General features: G+C 63.8%; 16 protein-coding genes and 1 pseudogene. 12 read left to right on the top strand and 5 right to left on the bottom strand.

What is annotated here, in order from left to right; translation table 11 throughout:
* Positions 1 to 58: 58 nt before the first annotated feature.
* Positions 59 to 955, top strand: coding sequence for a LysR family transcriptional regulator (locus EH240_RS25130; RefSeq protein WP_040970899.1), 897 nt, complete (start codon positions 59 to 61; stop codon positions 953 to 955).
* A 28-nt stretch (positions 956 to 983) separates the two neighbouring features.
* Here EH240_RS25130 and EH240_RS25125 read toward each other — a convergent pair whose 3' ends face one another.
* The gene (locus EH240_RS25125) at positions 984 to 1,481 is read right to left on the bottom strand and encodes a methyltransferase family protein (RefSeq protein ID WP_125003654.1); all 498 of its coding nucleotides are present in this window, start codon (positions 1,479 to 1,481) and stop codon (positions 984 to 986) included.
* A 669-nt stretch (positions 1,482 to 2,150) separates the two neighbouring features.
* The gene (locus EH240_RS25120) at positions 2,151 to 4,202 is read right to left on the bottom strand and encodes an elongation factor G (RefSeq protein WP_125003652.1); all 2,052 of its coding nucleotides are present in this window, start codon (positions 4,200 to 4,202) and stop codon (positions 2,151 to 2,153) included.
* A 290-nt stretch (positions 4,203 to 4,492) separates the two neighbouring features.
* On the opposite strand from EH240_RS25120, the gene EH240_RS25115 reads away from it, so the two are divergent.
* Positions 4,493 to 4,888: a (R)-mandelonitrile lyase gene (locus tag EH240_RS25115; protein ID WP_125003650.1), complete on the top strand. Its 396-nt coding sequence runs from the start codon at positions 4,493 to 4,495 to the stop codon at positions 4,886 to 4,888.
* 58 nt (positions 4,889 to 4,946) lie between these two features.
* On the opposite strand, the gene EH240_RS25110 is transcribed toward EH240_RS25115, so the two are convergent.
* Positions 4,947 to 6,149: a pyridoxal phosphate-dependent aminotransferase gene (locus EH240_RS25110; RefSeq protein WP_125003648.1), complete on the bottom strand. Its 1,203-nt coding sequence runs from the start codon at positions 6,147 to 6,149 to the stop codon at positions 4,947 to 4,949.
* A gap of 205 nt (positions 6,150 to 6,354) precedes the next feature.
* Here EH240_RS25110 and EH240_RS25105 point away from each other — a divergent pair, with 205 nt between their 5' ends.
* The 3 genes and pseudogenes from EH240_RS25105 to EH240_RS25095 all read left to right on the top strand — a co-directional run bounded on the left by EH240_RS25105 (position 6,355) and on the right by EH240_RS25095 (position 8,888).
* Complete coding sequence (locus EH240_RS25105; RefSeq protein WP_125003646.1) at positions 6,355 to 7,254, top strand: EAL domain-containing protein; 900 nt, start codon at positions 6,355 to 6,357, stop codon at positions 7,252 to 7,254.
* Positions 7,251 to 8,111 carry an EAL domain-containing protein gene (locus tag EH240_RS25100; protein WP_125003644.1) on the top strand — a complete coding sequence of 287 codons (861 nt, stop codon included), beginning with the start codon at positions 7,251 to 7,253 and terminating at the stop codon, positions 8,109 to 8,111. Before EH240_RS25105 ends, EH240_RS25100 begins: the two co-directional genes overlap by 4 nt.
* A gap of 184 nt (positions 8,112 to 8,295) precedes the next feature.
* Positions 8,296 to 8,888 (top strand): annotated as a pseudogene (locus EH240_RS25095) (glutathione S-transferase family protein).
* A 582-nt stretch (positions 8,889 to 9,470) separates the two neighbouring features.
* Here the strand turns inward: EH240_RS25095 and EH240_RS25085 are convergent.
* Positions 9,471 to 9,683 carry a cold-shock protein gene (locus tag EH240_RS25085; protein WP_125003642.1) on the bottom strand — a complete coding sequence of 71 codons (213 nt, stop codon included), beginning with the start codon at positions 9,681 to 9,683 and terminating at the stop codon, positions 9,471 to 9,473.
* A gap of 278 nt (positions 9,684 to 9,961) precedes the next feature.
* Between EH240_RS25085 and EH240_RS25080 the strand changes: the two genes are divergently transcribed.
* Positions 9,962 to 10,291 carry a hypothetical protein gene (locus tag EH240_RS25080; RefSeq protein ID WP_125003640.1) on the top strand — a complete coding sequence of 110 codons (330 nt, stop codon included), beginning with the start codon at positions 9,962 to 9,964 and terminating at the stop codon, positions 10,289 to 10,291.
* A gap of 207 nt (positions 10,292 to 10,498) precedes the next feature.
* On the opposite strand, the gene EH240_RS25075 is transcribed toward EH240_RS25080, so the two are convergent.
* Positions 10,499 to 11,068: a methylated-DNA--[protein]-cysteine S-methyltransferase gene (locus tag EH240_RS25075; protein WP_125003638.1), complete on the bottom strand. Its 570-nt coding sequence runs from the start codon at positions 11,066 to 11,068 to the stop codon at positions 10,499 to 10,501.
* 175 nt (positions 11,069 to 11,243) lie between these two features.
* On the opposite strand from EH240_RS25075, the gene EH240_RS25070 reads away from it, so the two are divergent.
* The 6 genes from EH240_RS25070 to EH240_RS25045 all read left to right on the top strand — a co-directional run bounded on the left by EH240_RS25070 (position 11,244) and on the right by EH240_RS25045 (position 17,064).
* On the top strand, positions 11,244 to 12,203 hold the full coding sequence (locus EH240_RS25070) for a lytic transglycosylase domain-containing protein (protein ID WP_125003636.1): 960 nt from the start codon (positions 11,244 to 11,246) through the stop codon (positions 12,201 to 12,203).
* A 53-nt stretch (positions 12,204 to 12,256) separates the two neighbouring features.
* Complete coding sequence (locus tag EH240_RS25065) at positions 12,257 to 12,754, top strand: GNAT family N-acetyltransferase (RefSeq protein ID WP_125003634.1); 498 nt, start codon at positions 12,257 to 12,259, stop codon at positions 12,752 to 12,754.
* A gap of 406 nt (positions 12,755 to 13,160) precedes the next feature.
* Complete coding sequence (locus tag EH240_RS25060; protein WP_125003632.1) at positions 13,161 to 14,429, top strand: ABC transporter substrate-binding protein; 1,269 nt, start codon at positions 13,161 to 13,163, stop codon at positions 14,427 to 14,429.
* A gap of 119 nt (positions 14,430 to 14,548) precedes the next feature.
* Positions 14,549 to 15,463 carry a carbohydrate ABC transporter permease gene (locus EH240_RS25055; protein ID WP_125003712.1) on the top strand — a complete coding sequence of 305 codons (915 nt, stop codon included), beginning with the start codon at positions 14,549 to 14,551 and terminating at the stop codon, positions 15,461 to 15,463.
* Position 15,464: 1 nt separating this feature from the next.
* Positions 15,465 to 16,289: a carbohydrate ABC transporter permease gene (locus EH240_RS25050; RefSeq protein ID WP_125003630.1), complete on the top strand. Its 825-nt coding sequence runs from the start codon at positions 15,465 to 15,467 to the stop codon at positions 16,287 to 16,289.
* A gap of 217 nt (positions 16,290 to 16,506) precedes the next feature.
* Complete coding sequence (locus EH240_RS25045) at positions 16,507 to 17,064, top strand: DUF4142 domain-containing protein (protein ID WP_125003628.1); 558 nt, start codon at positions 16,507 to 16,509, stop codon at positions 17,062 to 17,064.
* The last annotated feature ends 403 nt before the right edge of the window (positions 17,065 to 17,467 follow it).

Raw genomic sequence — 17,467 nt, 5'->3', positions numbered from 1 at the left:
GAAGCCGTTTAAAAGCCTGATTTTTCATTCAGACGCCAAAGGCAACACGAGGGGAATCATGGCGCTGGACTGGGATAAGCTACGCGTGTTTCACGCTGCGGCGGAGGCTGGGTCGTTCACCCATGCCGCCGAGACGCTGCATCTGTCGCAATCGGCTATCTCGCGGCAGGTCAGCGCGCTGGAGCATGACGTCGGCGTGGCGCTGTTTCACCGCCACGCGCGGGGCCTGGTGCTGACCGAGCAGGGCGAGATGCTGTTTCGCACGGCGCACGACGTGCTGATGAAGCTTGAGACGATCAAGTCGCGGCTGACCGAGACCAAGGACCGGCCTTCCGGCGTGCTCAGGGTGACGACCACGGTGGGCCTGGGCGCCGGCTGGCTGACCGAGCGCGTGCAGGAATTCATCGAACTCTATCCCGAGATCAGCCTGCAGCTTATCCTCGCCAACGAGGAACTCGACCTGACCATGCGCCAGGCCGATTGCGCCATTCGCCTCAGGCAGCCGCAGCAGCCGGACCTCATCCAGCGCCGGCTGTTCACGGTGCATTTCCATCTCTATGCGGCCCCTTCCTATGTGGCGAAGTTCGGCAAGCCGGCCTCGATCGCCGAGCTCAGAAACCACCGGATCGTCACCTTCGGCGTGCCAGTGCCCTCGCATCTGTCGGAACTGAACTGGCTGGAGACGGTCGGCGATTTCGAAGGCGGGCAAAGGGTGCCGACGCTGCAGATCAACGACATCCTGTCGATCAAGCGTGCGGTCCAGGGCGGCGCCGGCATCGCGATGCTGCCCGACTACGTGATCAGCAAGGACTCTAACCTCGTCCAGTTGCTGCCCGAGACCGAGGTGCCGTCCTTCGACACCTATTTCGCCTATCCCGACGCGATGAAGAACCAGGCCAAGCTGCATGTGTTCCGCGATTTCATCATCGCCAAGGCGCGTAGCTGGTCTTATTAGCATCTGAATCTCGACAGGCCCTTTGGGTCTATCCGCGCCATGGTGTCAGCCGCGGCAGCCAGCCGGGTACGGCGCGGCGGTAATCTTCGTATTCGGCGCCGTAGCGGCGGGCAAGCGTCGGCTCTTCGTAGAATTTGACGAACAAGATCATCGCAGCCGCGGCGATCAGGCCGTAGACGAAAACGGCACAGCTCGAAAAGATGAGCGCCTGGCCGAGGATGATCAACAGCACCGCCACATACATGGGGTTGCGCACATGGCGGTAGACGCCGCCAACAACGAGCTTCTCGGTCGGCGCCACGGGAGCCGGTGTGCCCAGTCCCTCGAGCGCGAAGCGCGCGAAGGAATGAAGCAAGACCGCCGTGGCGCCGACGACGAGGATCCAGCCGACCGGCGCAAAACCTGGCACGCTGGACTGCGGCACGCGATAGCGGTCGGTCAGCAACCAGGGGAGCAACCCGGCGACGACACCGGGGGCGGCGACAAAGAACAGCGCGCTGCCCGCAATTGCCGAAAAAGCTCGCATCAGGCTCTCCTGCCGCAAAAATAAACGCGGGCTGCCCGAATCCACATCATTTACGATTCTGCGTATTTCCGGAACAAAAACGGCTCATTTCGCTTATCAGCAATCGCTTTTGGTTCGGAAAGGCCCATGATTTCGGACATTTTTCCTGGTCCTATCGGTTCCTGGAACGAGTTGGACCACAGCCTGCGTGTTTTTGCATGCGAGTGTTGCAAAATAGATGCTTGTTTCTTGGGCATGATGAGCACATATATAGTTCATCTCCAGGGCGCGTTCTCCTCCCATTAGCGCCCTCGAGTGTTCCCCTCTGGAGGTTAGCCCTAATCGGCACTTCCAATCAAACTCAGCCGGATCTTTATTGATCCGGCTTTTTTGTTGCCTGCAGGTCACGCCGGTGCCGGAAATGCGTGCGCGAAAGCCACGTAACAGTGACATGTAACATCGGGTAACATGTCGCGGACGCACTCTATCGATTAAGTAGACCATAGGACGCGGTTGGTCGGTTCGGGAGATGGGGGCATCACTCGCGCAGGCCGGGCTCAGGCAGCTACCGCGTCCGAACCATTTTTCCTGATGCGGCGGACCTGCCGTTGCCTCCCAGGAAGACGGTCCGCAATAAGAACGGCGTCCGGATGATCCGGGCGCCGTTTTCGTGTCCTCACCTAAGATCGATCAGGCGGCCTTGCCGTTGGCGTTCATCGCCTCGTCGGCCAGGCGGCCGGTCAGTTCGGCCATATGGTCGAAGGCGGCCTTGTAGCTGGCGACACCTGCCGTCGCCGAGCGCAGCTCGATGATCAGGTCGCCGATCTCGGCCTGGGGCATCGTCGCCTCGACCACGTCCCAGCCCGGCCAGTCGGGCCGCGCGTCATAGCCAAGGATCTGGCCGCGCCGTTGCGGGATCAACGCAATGATCTTCGAGGTCGCATCGGAAGGCGTAACGATCTCGACCTTCATGATCGGCTCCAGCAGAACCGGCGAACAGGCCGCCATGCCCTCCTTCATCGCCAGCTTCGCCGCCATCTGGAAGGCCATGTCGGAGGAGTCGACCGCATGGTAGGAGCCGTCCGACAGGTTGACCGCCACATCGACCACCGGGAAGCCGAGCGGACCCGATTTCAGATAGTCGCGAATGCCTGTCTCCACCGATTGGATGTAGGTTTTCGGCACGACACCGCCGGTGATGGTGTCGGTGAACTGGAAGCCTGAGCCGCGCGGCAGCGGCTTGATCTCGATCACCACGTCGCCGAATTGGCCGTGGCCGCCGGACTGCTTCTTGTGGCGGCCGCGCTGCTGCACGGATTTGCGGATCGTTTCGCGATAAGGCACCGCCGGCGAATGACCTTCGATCGGGATCTGGTTCTTGCCTTCCAGGCGCTCGCGCACGACGCGCAGGTGCATTTCGCCATGCCCAGACAGCACGGTCTCGGCGGAGTCCTGGTTGTGATGCAGGCAGAGCGAGGGATCCTCCTCGGCAAGCCTTTGGATCGCCGACGACATCTTGACCTCGTCCTTGCGCTCCTTGGGGCGGAGCGCGAAGGCGAACACCGGCTGCGGCGGCTCCAGCACGACCAGAGGCTTGATGCCGCCCTTGGCCGAGCTCAGCGTCTGGCCGGTCTTGACGTCGTCGAGCTTGCCGAGCGCCACGGTTTCGCCCGCGTTGGCCGATGTCTGCTTCGACTGGTCCTTGCCCAGCATCCTGTAAATGCCGGAGACCTTCGCCGTGTCGCCATTGGAGAGGAAAAGCTCGGCCGCGTCGGCCACTTGCCCGGAGAGCACCCGCGACACCGACAGCTTGCCGCCATGCGCAGTGTGGATGGTCTTCATCACCTGCACGACCGTCTGGTTGCCGTCCGGCGCGCCGAGGCGCTTGCGCGTCGCCTCGACATCCGGCGCATCGTGGCGGATCGCCTTCAGCAGGCGCAGAACGCCGTTGCCTTTCTCCGCCGTGCCGATCAGCACCGGCGTCACCGTGCCGGCGCGGAGGTCGGCGGCAAGGTCATCGAAGATAGCGTCCTTCGGCGGCTCGATCTCCTCCAGGAGCTGTTCCATCAGCTGGTCGTCATGGTCGGCGAGCGTCTCCAGCATCGAGAAGCGCGCTTCGAGCTCGCGCGCCTTGTCGTCGTCCGGAATCTCGGCGACCTGGCTTTCGGCGTATTCGCGATAGACATAGGCGCGCTCCAGCGCGAGATCGATCGAGCCGATGACGACGCCGTCCTTGCGCAGCGGGATCTGGCGCAGCAACAGCGGCGCCGCGCTAGCCGGCTGCAGCATCTTCAGCGTCTCGCGCACGCCGGTGATCGCCTTGTCCACCTTGTTGAGGAACAGGATGCGCGGCACGCCGAGATCGTCGAGCTTGCGCATGATGAGCTGGAGCGCGGGTATCTTCTTTTCGTCCGCCTCGGCCACGACCACCGCGACATCGCAGGCGGCAAGCACCGGCTCAGCCTCGAAGGCGAATTCGATGGAGCCGGGACAATCGACGAAGGTGAACTGCTCGGCCATGAATTCCGTGGTGGCAAAGGTCGCCTCGACGCTCATGGCGTGGGCACGGGCTTCTGGCGAATGATCGGAAACGGTGTTGCCCGATGAGACGGGATTCTGGCGGGGAATGGCGCCCGTGCGGGCGAGGATTGCTTCGAGAAGTGTTGTCTTACCGCTTGCGAAGGGACCGACTATGGCGATGCATTTCGGTCCCGTGCGTCGTCCTCCGGCGCGATTACCCATGGCTGACCTCCACTCAGGCGTTTCCCTGGGAGCGGCGGCCGGCCTGTTCGGCCGTCGCGGGCGGGGTTGTTGGTCACCGCCTGCCCAACGCCATCGTCACACGGGTTCGCGGAGAGGGCAAGGAAAATAGGAACGCCCTTGCCTTGCCGGCTTCGGAGTTCGGCGCGGCCGGGTTTACAATCGCACAGTCGACCCCGATCATGGTTGCGCCCGAAGCGATATGGAGCCAATTTCCCGCGGCCAATCCGACGTGCCTGTCTGGACGGCCGTCACAATTCGAGGACTTTACGATGAAGATCATTGCGTGCGGCAGCGTGCCGACGATCGTCGCGCCGGAGAAGTATTTCACCGGCAAGGTGCTGCAGACGCCGATCATCGAGAAGGAGGCGCCGGCGCGGCTCAGGGCGACGCTGGTCAGCTTCGAACCGGGGGCCCGTACCCATTGGCATACGCACCCGCTCGGCCAGACGCTCTATGTCACGGCCGGCGCCGGGCTTGCGCAGACGTGGGGCGGACCGATCGAGGCGATCAAGGCTGGCGACGTCATCTCCTTTGCGCCGGGCGAAAAGCACTGGCACGGCGCCGGACCGAATACCACGATGACGCATATCGCCATGCAGGAGGCGCTGGACGGCGTTCACGCCGAGTGGCTCGAGGCGGTCTCCGACGAGCAGTATGGCGGCTGATCGCCGTCAAAAACCCGGCGCGAAGCCGGGTTTTTCTCATTGATGGCTACGTTGCCGCTTAGGTCAGCGAAGCCGTAAAACGCTGGATGCGCGTGCAGGCTTCCTCCAGCAGCGCCTCCGAGGTGGCGTAGGAGATGCGGAAGTTCGGGCCGAGGCCGAAGGCCGAGCCGAACACCACCGCGACACCTTCAGCCTCTAGCAATTCCGAGCAGAAGCTCTCGTCGCTGTCGATGACCTTGCCGGCCTTCGTCTTCTTGCCGATCAGCTCAGCGCAAGACGGATAGACATAGAAGGCGCCTTCCGGCGACGGACAGGAGATGCCGCGCGCCTGGTTGAGCATCGACACGACGAGGTCGCGCCGCCCTTGGAAGATCGCCTTGTTCTTCGCAATGAAATCCTGCGGGCCGTTGAGCGCCTCGACGGAGGCCCATTGTGCGATGGTGCAGGCGCCGGAGGTCTGCTGACCCTGGATCATGTCCATCGCCTTGATCAGCGGCACGGGGCCGGCGGCATAGCCGATGCGCCAGCCGGTCATGGCATAGGCTTTCGACACGCCGTTCATGGTCAGCGTGCGCTCGTAGAGGCTCGGCTCGACCTCGGCGATGGTCTTGAAGACGAAGTCGCCGTAGGTCAGGTGCTCGTACATATCGTCGGTCAGCGTCCAGACGTGCGGGTGCTTCAGCAGCACGTCGGCCAGAGCCCTGAGCTCACTCTCGGTGTAAGCGGCGCCCGACGGGTTCGACGGCGAGTTCATCAGCAGCCATTTGGTCTTCGGCGTGATCGCCTTTTCCAGCACCTGCGCCGTCAGCTTGAAGCCATTGTCGATCGAAGTGTCGGCAAAGACGGACGTGCCGCCGCAGATCGCCACCATTTCCGGGTAGCTCACCCAATAGGGGCGCGGGATGATGACCTCGTCGCCGGGATTCAGCGTCGCCATGAAGGCGTTGAACAGGATCTGTTTGCCGCCGGTGCCGACGATGGTCTGCTCCGGCCGGTAGTCCAGATTGTTCTCGCGCTTGAACTTCCTGGCGATCGCCTCGCGCAGCGGCGCGATGCCGGAAACCGGCGGGTACTTGGTCTCGCCGCGGCGGATCGCGTCGATCGCCGCGTTCTTGATGTTGTCGGGCGTGTCGAAGTCCGGCTCGCCGGCGCCGAGGCCGATGACGTCACGACCGGCGTTTTTCAGCTCGCGCGCTTTCTGCGTCACCGCGATGGTCGCGGAAGGCTTCACGCGGGAAAGGGCGTCGGCAAGAAAGGCCATGACAGGGCGTCTCCAAGAGAATGGCGCGGCCAGGAGCGGCCGCGGCGCCTCTCATGTCGCATCGTCGGCCCAAGCGCAAGCATTGTCGGATGATCCAGAGGTCAAGGTGCCGAGAGCTGCAACTATAAATTCATCAACGACCGGTAAACCCTTGGCTGGCAGGATCGCAGATCGAATTCCGCTTACTTGGCGGAGCGAGGGACCTTTGTCGCGCAGCATCGGGCTTGCCCCTATCATCCGTCATGATGACGGCACCTCCACCGGTGTCTGGGGCATCTACACGCTGAAGAGCGCCTTTCAGCCGATCTTCGCTTTCAATGAGGGCAAGCTTTCGCTCGTCGCCTTCGAGGGGCTGATCCGGCCGTTCCGCGACGGCGAACCGCAGACGCCGATGAGCTTCTTCGGCACCTGTCCGGCCGGCGACCGGCTGCATATAGAGGCGCTGACCAGGACGCTGCATCTGCTCAACGCCGGCGCCTGCCTGCCGCAAGAGGCATCCATCTTCATCAATTTCGACCCGTCGGTGTTCACCGACCGCGCCATCGCCGACATGGCGCTGCGCGACATGCGACTGGTGCTGCACGAGGCCGGCATCGATCCGCGCCGCATCGTGTGCGAGGTCACCGAGCAGAAGTCGGCTTCGCAGGAGGCGCTCTACGGCTTTGTCGAAGCGCTGAGAGCCAACGGGTTCCGCATCGCCGTCGACGACTATGGCGCCGACGATTCCGACATCAACCGCGTCAAGGAATTGCGGCCGGACATCGTCAAGTTCGACGCCCACTGGATCACCGAGCTAATGGAGTCGGGCGCGGGATTCGCGCTGCTGACAGCGATGGTCGAGAGCTTCGAAAGCCAGGGCATCCGCACGGTCTTCGAAGGCATCGAAGAAGGCTGGCAGCTGGAGCTCGCCGAGAAGTCGGGCGCCTCGATGGTGCAGGGGTACGTGCTTGCTCGGCCGGAACTCGCTCCAACCAGTTTTCGCGTTTTCAGCAACACCGTGCAGGTGCCCTCGGCTGAGGAGAGCAAGGCCGCGGGCGCCGCCAGTTCGTCTCCGGCGCCGTCGGCACGGCCGCCGCGGGTGTTCGGGCGCAAGGTGGCGCCATGACCGGGCGGCCCGACAGGCGGCGAAATGCCGCCGAGGCGATCTTCGCCGACGAGATCGGCCTCCAATTCGGCGTCTATGGCGAGTTCCGGTTGTGGAGCGCCTACCAGCCGATCTTCGCGCCGCGCGGCAGGACGCTCAGGGCTGTCGCCGTCGAAGCGCTGATCGAGCCGCGACGCGCGGCGGGGCCCGTGGCGCCGCCGGTGTTCTTCGACGGTGTCCCGGCGTCGGATCGCCTGTTCGTCGAGACGATGTGCCGGATGCTGCATCTCGGCAACTACCGCAACATCGGCGTCGATGGGCTTACCCTGTTCTTCAACTACAACCCGAAGATCAACGATCATCGCGGGCGGGCGCTGGCCGAGATCCGGCTTATGACCAGGCATCTCGGCGATTTCGGCCTCGAGCCCGCCATGCTGGTCTGCGAGATCACCGAGCAGGCGGCCGACGAGCATCTGCTCGCAAGCCTCGTGCGCGAGATGAGGCGTGACGGCGTTCGCATCGCCATCGACGATTTCGGCACCGGACATTCGACCGAAGCGCGCATGGGCCTGCTTTTGCCAGACATCATTAAGATCGACGGCGGCTGGTTCGCCGAGTTCTGCCGTCATGCCGCCGCCGAGCGGTTTTTCCGGCCGCTGGTCTCGATGCTGCACGACCGCGGCGCCAAGGTGCTGGTCGAAGGCATCGAGCATGCCACGCATCTGCGCGTCGCGCTCGACGGCGGCGTCGACCTCCTACAAGGATATCACCTCGCCCGCCCGGCGCTCGCCGGCACGATCTTCAACGAGGAGCCGCTTTCGATCGACGCGCTGCTCGGCACGGACAACAAGGTCGTGCCTTTGCATCAGCGCCGCTGATGGTCGCGCCAAAACAAATCACTGGATGAGCCTTGCGTCGGCGCGGTAGAGCCTAAAGCAGGTCGCGTGAAAAAATGATTCACGTGACCTGCTTTAGGTCTTTTTTTATGCATGCCGTTTTCGCAAAACCGCTGCACACTTTTGCGCGACATGCCTGGTCGGTCGTCGCGCGAGGTGAGGGGCCATGAAACTTTACGGAATGATCGACAGCGGCAATTGCTACAAGCCGCGCCTCTTGATGGCCAAGCTCGGCATCCCTTTCACCAATATCGAGGTGAGCTCGCACACCGGCGAGACGCGCAAGGCCGACTATGTCGCCAAGAATCCCAACGCCATGGTGCCGCTGCTCGAGTTCGACGACGGCCGGCGCATCGCCGAATCCAACGCCATCCTGCTCTATCTCGCCGAAGGCACGCGCTTCCTGCCGGCCGACAGATACGAGCGGGCGCTGGCCTATCAGTGGCTGTTCTTAGCCACGAGCCCTATATTGCGGTGCGCAAGGCGCTGCTCACATTTCCCGAGCGTGACGCGACGCCGGAACGGCTCGCCGTGACGCTGGAGCGCGGCAACAAGGCGCTCGGCGTGATGAACAAGCATCTGGAGAATAACGCCTTCTTCGCCGGCAGGTCTTACAGCGTCGCCGACATCGCGCTCTATGCCTACACCCATACCGCCGGGAAGGGCGGCTTCCAGCTTGACGCCTATCCGGCCGTGGTGGAGTGGCTGAAGCGGGTGGAGGCCGACAAGGGGCATGTGCCGATCGAGTGGCAGCCGTAGTTTTTTGTCCTCACGCCGTCGCCGCTTCGCGGCTGCTCCGGACGGGGCGCGCCAACTGGCGCGACGCCCGGTCGGGCTTGCGGCCTTCGGCCGGCGGCGCATACTTGGATAGGGTGAGGCGGCGAAGTATTTTAGAGAGGCCGGGTCCGTCCGGCCCGAATTTCGGCCAACGCCTGCTCGGCAAGCTTGTCCAGCCGGTCCGCTTTCGCGTCTGATCTGCTTATCCCACAAATCAGCCTGGAACTCCTCGAACCAAGCTGCAAACGCCTTCAGTTCCTCTGGGCTCAGTTCGGAGACGGCTTTTTCGATCTGTTCAAGCTTGGGTCATGGACCAAAAAAAGCATGGTCGGCACCACAAGGCCAATGCAGCGGTTCGCTGGAAAGCAGGCAACAAAAAAGGCGGGACAATGCCCGCCTTCCGTTGCCGGTAGCCTGATCGGGAGCGTCCGGTCCGGGCTGGCAGCTATCTGCTGTTCCAGCGTGTCGGTCTTTCGCTCCGGCGCGCTTCTCGCGCGACCGTCAGTACATCCGTGACTTGCCGCGCGCCCCGAACCTTCGTCCGGCGCGCGCCATTCGCAAAAATCAGGCTGCCTTGCTCAGAGATCCAGCAGCGGACTTGCCGGTGCGGCGGTCCTGCTCGATCTCGAAGTTGATTTTCTGGCCTTCAACGAGGGTGGTCATGCCAGCGCGCTCGACAGCGGAGATATGGACGAAAACGTCCGCGCCGCCGTTGTCGGGCTGGATGAAGCCGAAGCCCTTGGTGGCGTTGAACCACTTGACCGTACCAGTTGCCATTTGGAATATCCTTCACATTTGCTTCGTTTGACCGGACCAAAGCCCGGCCGGTGGTATCGAAATTTTGGAGATAGACGTCAGCAAACGCGAAGATCGCGAGGCCCGATCGATCGGCCAAATTCAATAGCCCCGCATATAGTATGGTTCGCGGACGAAAACAAGATGGCGTTACCGGCATGTGCCGCGATAGCGTGCAACGGGCCCCAATGCGCGTGGAAGTTTTGCGGCCAGGCGTGCGTTGTGGAGGGAAGATACGCTCGCTGTTGTAGGAGAGGATCATGAAAACCATTCTGCTCGCCGCCTGCCTGATGCTGGTGGCCGCCGAGGCGCAGGCGGTCTCGCGCTACGATCCGACGCGCATGAGCTGCGATCGCGTGCGGGCGACGATCGCCAGGCAAGGCGCCGTCATCCTGCGTTATCAGTCGACGCGCGTGCCGGGACTGCCGCTCTATGACCGCTACGTGCGGGACGAGCGCTTCTGCAACATGGGCGAGGTGAGGGCGAGGGCTTACGTGCCCAGCGCCGATACCAGGTCCTGCCCCGTCTATCTCTGCAAGCGGCCGGACTTCGAGCGGCACTTCCGGCGCCGTCTCTTCCCGCAGAATTAGTTCCTCGACCGAGTGATTTTTGACAGGCTTCGGGCCGGCTACTGCCAAGATTTTGCCGTTTGAGTGGACCGCTCGGGATTGGCCGAAGCCTCCTCAGGATGACGATCGCGATGGGCGTTTCGGCCGGCCTCCAAGGCATGCGATGCGCCAACGCTGGCACGATCCGATCTGTCAAGACTGCCGCGCCGAGGTACTGGCCGGCGAATATTAGAACCCGAACGAAGCCTGCGCGGCCGGCGGCGGGCCGACCCGCACGCCTTCCATGGCCAGCATCTTTTCCTTGGTGGTCGAGCCACCGGGCGCCGAGAAGCCGCCGATCTTGCCGCCGGCAGCCAGGATGCGGTGGCAGGGGATGACCAGCGGCACCGGATTGGCGCCGAGGGCCGCGCCCGTCTCGCGGGCGAGCCCGGCATGGCCGGCGCGGTTCGCCAATTCGCCATAGGTGGTGGTCTCGCCAAAGCCGAGCTTGCGCGCGGCGTCATAGATGGCGAGGCGGAAATCGTCGACGCCGTCGAGGTCGACCGGCACGCCGGAGAAATCGACATCCTCGCCGGCCGCGTAAGCCTTGATCGATGCGATCAATTCGACCACCCATTTCGGTTGCTCGGTGGCGCTTGAAACACCGGCATGGCGAAACAGCCGGCGCTCGACCGCTTCGCGGCTGCGTTCGGGCAGGCAGAGCCGGATCAGGCCTTTTTCGCTCCAGGCGATGCCCATGAAGCCGATCACTGTTTCTAACACTGCGTGCCCGGCCGTGATCGGTGAAGCGTTTTTCATGGTGGGCTCCTTTCCGCAAACTGCGAAAAACAGGTACATCTACAGTACAGATGGGGAACAATATCGCAGTTTGCTCCAGGTCTTGCCACCCGAAAACCGAGCGGGGCCGCTGATTGCTCACGAAGAATCGCTGGTGTAAGGACTCCTTAACAACCGACAATCGGACCTGCAGGGCTTGGCAGCGAAAATCATCCTCACCGCGATCGGCGTGCTCGTTGCCGCTGCCGGCCTCAGCGGCTGCACCTCGACCTCGCAGATGAAGGCCACGCCCCAGCTTGCGGAAGCCTCGACGCCGACCGTCGAGGACGACACACCGACCGTTGCGCTGCCGGAAACGGTGGCCGTAGTGCCGGAGCCTTCCGGCCTCGCACAGGTGCAGACGGCTGCGCTGGCCGGCGATGCTGCAGCCGCTGCCGCGTCGGGCGGACAATTGCCGCCGCCGGTACAGCCGGGGGCGACGCTGCCACCGCCGGCGCAGCCTGCCGCGTTTGCCGGATCGACACCCGTCACCGGCCAGTTTCCGCCGCCGCCGGTGCTGATGGCCGGCGCGTCTCCGACCGGGCCCGCTTCGCTCAAGCAGACCGCCGTCTACACGAGGGCCGGCGTTGCCATGCCGGTCACCGGCCAGTCGGCGAAGATGGCTGCCGTGCCCGGCGTCCAGCAGGTCGCCTATGTGGTGCCGCAGAACCCGGCGCTACTTGCCCAGCCGGGCCAGTTCGAAGAGCACGCCGGCGAGCAGCATGCCACGGGGCCGCGCGGCGAGATCGAACGGCTGATCGAGAAATATTCGGCGATCTACGAAGTGCCGGTCGATCTGGTGCGCCATGTCGTCAACCGCGAGAGCACCTTCAACCCGAAAGCCTACAATCACGGCCATTGGGGGCTGATGCAGATCAGGCACGCGACGGCGCGCGGCATGGGCTATGACGGTCCGGCGAGCGGGCTGTTCGACGCCGAGACCAATCTCAAATACGCCATCAAATACCTGCGCGGCGCCTGGCTGGTCTCCGGCGGCAATGCCAAGCGGGCCGACATGCTATACCAGACCGGCTATTATTACGACGCCAAGCGCAAGGGCCTGCTCGAGCAGACGGGCCTTGGCGTCGACCGCCGCCGTCTGCAGCCAGGCGCCTGAGCACCCGGCTCGGAGCAGGTCGCAGCTTAGGGGTAGCTGTTCGGGACAAGACCATGCATGAAACTCCAGGTCCTCGCCCGCCGGGCCCCAACGACATCCGCCTCCGCAAGAGCCTCGACGATACGCTGACCTCGCCGCATTGGCCGGAAGGTTTCGTCATGCGCCCATTCGAGCACAGGGATGCGCACGCCCTGCATGCGCTGCTGGAGGAGGTGTTCGACGACGGCGCCGACGGCGCGTTCGACGACTGGTGGCCGCGTATCTCGGGCGATGCCCAGTTCGATCCGGACCTATGTTTCCTCGTCATCGACGGCAAGGGGCTGCTGGCGGGCGCCGCCCTTTGCTGGACGTCCGGCTTCGTCAAGGATCTCGCCGTTCATCCGGACTCCAGAGGGCGCGGCATCGGCGAGGCGCTGATGCGGCACGTCTTCCTGACCTTTCGGGACAGGGGCGCCGCCTATGTCGACCTCAAGACCGATACGGTGGAGAATGCCGCCGCCTTCAGGCTTTACGAGCGGCTGGGCATGGTTCCGGTCGCCTGGGAAGGTTAGCGATTTCCAGCAGTACCGGCGCTGCGCGATCGTCGTGCTGGCGCATTGTGAAGCGCTTCACACAGGCTGACGTTAGGACATGCTAATGCGTCGTCGTGCCGGGCGGCCGATCGGCGGATCGACGCTGGCAAGGCGTCGGAGGGGGCTGTGCCGGCATGCGTCAGCCACTCCAAAGGCGGGTTCCGGGGCGGGGGTTTCGGAGCCCGCCCGCTTTGGTTTGAGATCCGCCCATCCTTCCAGCCAGATCGCACGCCTCCGGCACTCAGCCAGGGGTCATCCGTGATCCATGCTGAGTGGCTCATGTTGGAACCCAAAGCGGCGCTCCGCATTCAAGTGCTGGGTGGGCATCTGATGGCTGTCGACGCGCGCAGTCTCCGTCGCCGGCTCCAAAGGGAGGTCCACCGCCATGAAGTTTTTCCACGCATTTCTTGCGCTTGCAGTCGGCGCGATGTTGGCCGTGGTCCCAGCCCACGCGGTCGACCTGTCGATCGTGTCGGGCGATACCGGCAACGGCATCAAGGTGTTGCGCGAGATACTCGACCGCTACGAGAAGCAGAGCGGCAACAAGGTCAACATCGTCGTGATGCCGTCGTCGACGACCGATCAGTTCGGCCAGTACAAGCTGTGGCTCGCCGCCGGCAACACCGACATCGACGTCTACCAGACGGACGTGATCTGGGCGCCGCAGCTCGCCAGCCAGCTTGTCGACCTGACCAGTGCTGCCAAGGATGTCGTGGGCGAGCATTTCCCGTCGATCATCCAGTCGCAGACCGTCAACGGCAAGCTGATCGCCCTGCCGATCTTCACCGACGCGCCGGCGCTCTATTACCGCAAGGATCTGCTCGACAAATACGGCGCCAAGGTGCCGACCACCTGGAAGGAGCTGGCCGACACCGCCAAGCTCGTCATGGACAAGGAGCGCGCCGCCGGCAACAAGGACATGTGGGGCTTCGTCTTCCAGGGCAACGCCTATGAGGGGCTGACCTGCGATGCGCTCGAATGGGTGATGTCGAACGGCGGCGGCCAGATCATCGAGCCGGACGGCACGGTCTCCATCAACAATCCAAAAGCGGCGGCGGCGCTCGACATGGTCAAGGGCTGGATCGGCACCATCTCGCCGCCGGGCGTTCTCGCCTACCAGGAAGAGGAATCGCGCGGCGTCTGGCAGACCGGCAATGCGGTCTTCATGCGCAACTGGCCTTATGCCTATGCGCTGGGCAACGGCCCGGACGCGCCGATCAAGGGCAAGTTCGACGTGGCGCCTCTGCCGGCAGGCACGGACGAGGGCGCGCGGCCGGTCGCGACGCTGGGCGGCTGGAACCTTGCGGTCTCCAAATATTCCAAGAACCCGGACGCCGCGATCGATATGGTCAAGTTCATCGCTTCGCCCGAGATGCAAAAATACCGGACGCTCAAGACTTCCAACCTGCCGACCATACAGGTCCTCTATGACGATGCCGACATCGCCAGGGAACAGCCGATCATCCCGCGCTGGAGGCAAGTCTTCCTCAACGCGGCGCCGCGGCCCTCGGCCACCGTCAAGGTCAAGTACAACGAGGCGTCGAGCCAGTTCTGGACCGCCGTGCACAAGACCCTGTCCGGCGAAGGAAGTGCTGCCGACAACCTCGCCGATCTCGAAGTGACGCTGACCAAGCTGAAGGGCAGCGGCTGGTGACCGCCGAGCCTGCAGGGGCGGGCTCGAGCGTTCGTGCCGGTCGAACGAGCACCAGCAGGTCGGCGCCAACGAAAGCCGGCGCGCCTGAATACATCGCCAAGCGCCGGCCCTCGCTCTTGATGCGCCAGCGGGTGCGCTCGGCGTGGCTGTTTCTGACGCCGATGCTTGTGGTGCTTGCCGCGGTTGCCGGCTGGCCGCTCATCCGCACCGTCTATTTCAGCTTCACCGACGCCTCGCTGGCCGACCTCGACGCCCGCCAATGGGTCGGCTTCGCCAACTATTTCTCGATGCTGAGCATGCCGAGCGGCCGCACGCTCTATGACGGGCTGCTGGTCGATCCGGTGTGGTGGCGCGCCGTCTGGAACACGGTGCGCTTCACGGCGATCTCGGTCGTCTGCGAGACCATCCTCGGCATGATCGTCGCGCTCGTGCTCAACGCCGAGTTCCCGGGCCGCGGCATTGTCAGGGCGGCGATCCTCATTCCCTGGGCGATCCCGACGATCGTCTCGGCCAAGATGTGGCAGTGGATGCTCAACGACCAGTTCGGCATCATCAATGTCGTGCTGCTCAATCTCGGTCTGATCGATGCCAAGATCGCCTGGACCGCCAACGCCGACACGGCGATGATCGCCGTGCTGATCGTCGACATCTGGAAGACGACGCCGTTCATGGCGCTCCTGATCCTTGCGGCACTGCAGATGCTGCCGCGCGAGATCATCGAGGTGGCAAAACTCGACGGCGCCAATCCGTGGCAGATCTTCTGGCGGGTGACCTTGCCGCTGATCCGCCCGGCGGTGATGGTGGCGGTGATCTTCCGCGCGCTCGATGCGCTGCGCATCTTCGACCTGATCTATGTGCTGACGCCCAACAATGTGCAGACCAAGTCGATGTCGGTGTTCGCGCGCGAGAACCTGTTCGAGTTCGACAAGTTCGCCTACGGCTCGGCCGCCTCGACGCTGCTCTTCCTCATCCTGGCGCTGCTTACCATTTCCTACATCCGCATTGCCCGGATAAGCCTGGACGGAGGCCGCTGAGATGAAGATCCTGAAGCGCGCGGCCTTCTACCTGCTGGTTGCAGTGATCGTCTTCATCGCCGTCTTCCCGTTTTACTACGCCATCGCCACCAGCCTGAAATCGGGCACCGAGCTCTTCGAGGCGAGCCTCTGGCCGCATACGATCAGCCTCGCCAACTACCGGAACGTGCTCACCGAAGGCACGTTCGTGCGCAACCTGGTGAACTCGCTGGTCGTCTCGGGCGCCGTCGTGCTGATCTCGCTGTTGCTCGGCGTCACCGCCGCCTATTCGCTGGCGCGCATCCGGTTTCGTGGCCGCTCGGCGCTGATGCTTGGCATCCTGTCGGTCTCGATGTTCCCGCAGGTGGCGGTGCTGGCCGGCCTGTTCGAGATGATCCGCTGGGCCGGCCTCTACAATTCGCTCATCGCGCTGATCTTCTCCTACATGATCTTCACTCTGCCGTTCACCGTCTGGGTGCTCACCACCTTCGTGCGCGACCTGCCGGTCGAGGTCGAGGAAGCGGCGATCCTCGACGGCGCGACGCCATGGATCATCATCAGCCAAGTCTTCCTGCCGCTGATGTGGCCGGCGCTGGCGACGACGGGGATGCTCGCATTCATCGGCGCGTGGAACGAGTTCCTGTTTGCGCTCACCTTCACCTCCAACAACGCGCAGCGCACCGTGCCGGTGGCGATCGCGCTGCTTTCCGGCAGCTCGCAGTTCGAGATCCCGTGGGGCAACATCATGGCCGCCTCGGTGATCGTCACCGTGCCGCTGGTGGTGCTGGTCCTCATCTTCCAGCGCAAGATCGTTTCCGGGCTGACCGCCGGCGGGGTCAAAGGATGAGGCTGTGCTGATATTCAGGTGATGCCGGCCTGCGAATGGTGGTTTCCTGCGCTTCCGGTGCTCACGTACTTTAAGTGCGCTCCGCTCCGGTTCTCGGAAACCACCATTGTCGGCTCGGCCTGACCTGAATCTCAACACAGCCTACCTCACGGGGCAAGAACGCAACCGGCGGGGCCATTCCGCGTTGGGTGTCTGAGGGGCTGATCGGAGATTTCAGATGAGAACGCTTCTAACCGTGGCCGCCGTCGCGCTCCTTGCCGGCGCGCCGGCCGCCCTTGCCCAGTCGAACGAGCCGGATGCGGTCGGCCCCATGGTGACCGAGGACAAGGTCGACACGCAGACCTTCGTCGCCGCAGTGCCCAACGCCAACGAATTCGAGATCCAATCGAGCAAGCTGGCCGAAGAGAAATCCGCGTCGGCCGACGTCAAGGCCTTCGCCAAGCAGATGATCGCGGATCACACCAAGGTTGCTGAGGATTTCAAGGGGGCGCTCAGCCAGGGCCAGACGACCGCCTCGGTCAAGTCCGCCGGACCTTCGCTGCAGCCCAAGGAGCAGCAGCTACTCGGCGAGCTGAAGGGCGCCAGCGGCAAGGATTTCGACCAGCAGTACATCAAGATGCAGAACGATGCGCACAAGGACGCTGTCGCCCTGTTCAGCACCTATGCGAAGTCAGGCGACGACCCGGCGATGAAGGAATTCGCCAAGAAGACGCTGCCGGCGCTGAAGATGCATGAGAAGCACGCGAAGGAACTGGCCGTGGCGCATCAGGGGTGAGGTGCGCCTTCCCCCTTCTCCCCTCGTGGGAGAAGGGGGAAGGCGCGCCAGCGCCGAGACGGATGAGGGGTGCTGGAAGAAACGAGACGGCCGCGATTGTGCGCCGATGGGACAGTGGTAAGCGCGCGCATCGCCAAGCTGGAACACCCTCATCCGACCGAGCTTCGCTCGGCCACCTTCTCCCTCAGGGGGAGAAGGGGGAGCGCGCTTCGCGCAGGCTTTTGCCAATCGCCAACCTTACAGAAAGGGCGCCGCCGCCGAAGCTGCCAATCTCCCCCCAAGTGGGACCCAAGTGGGGGCGATGTCCGGCAGGACAGAGGGGGGCGCCGTAGAGCGCTACCGCTGAGGGCGAGCTGACGCTGGTCGAAAACGGCCGCGAAACGCTGCTCAGGGCCGGCGACTG

The sequence above is a fragment of the Mesorhizobium tamadayense genome (genome assembly GCF_003863365.1).
Classification (GTDB): domain Bacteria; phylum Pseudomonadota; class Alphaproteobacteria; order Rhizobiales; family Rhizobiaceae; genus Mesorhizobium; species Mesorhizobium tamadayense.
The sequence above is the reverse complement of the archived record's forward strand: the minus strand, read 5'-3'. Positions and strand labels throughout refer to the sequence as shown.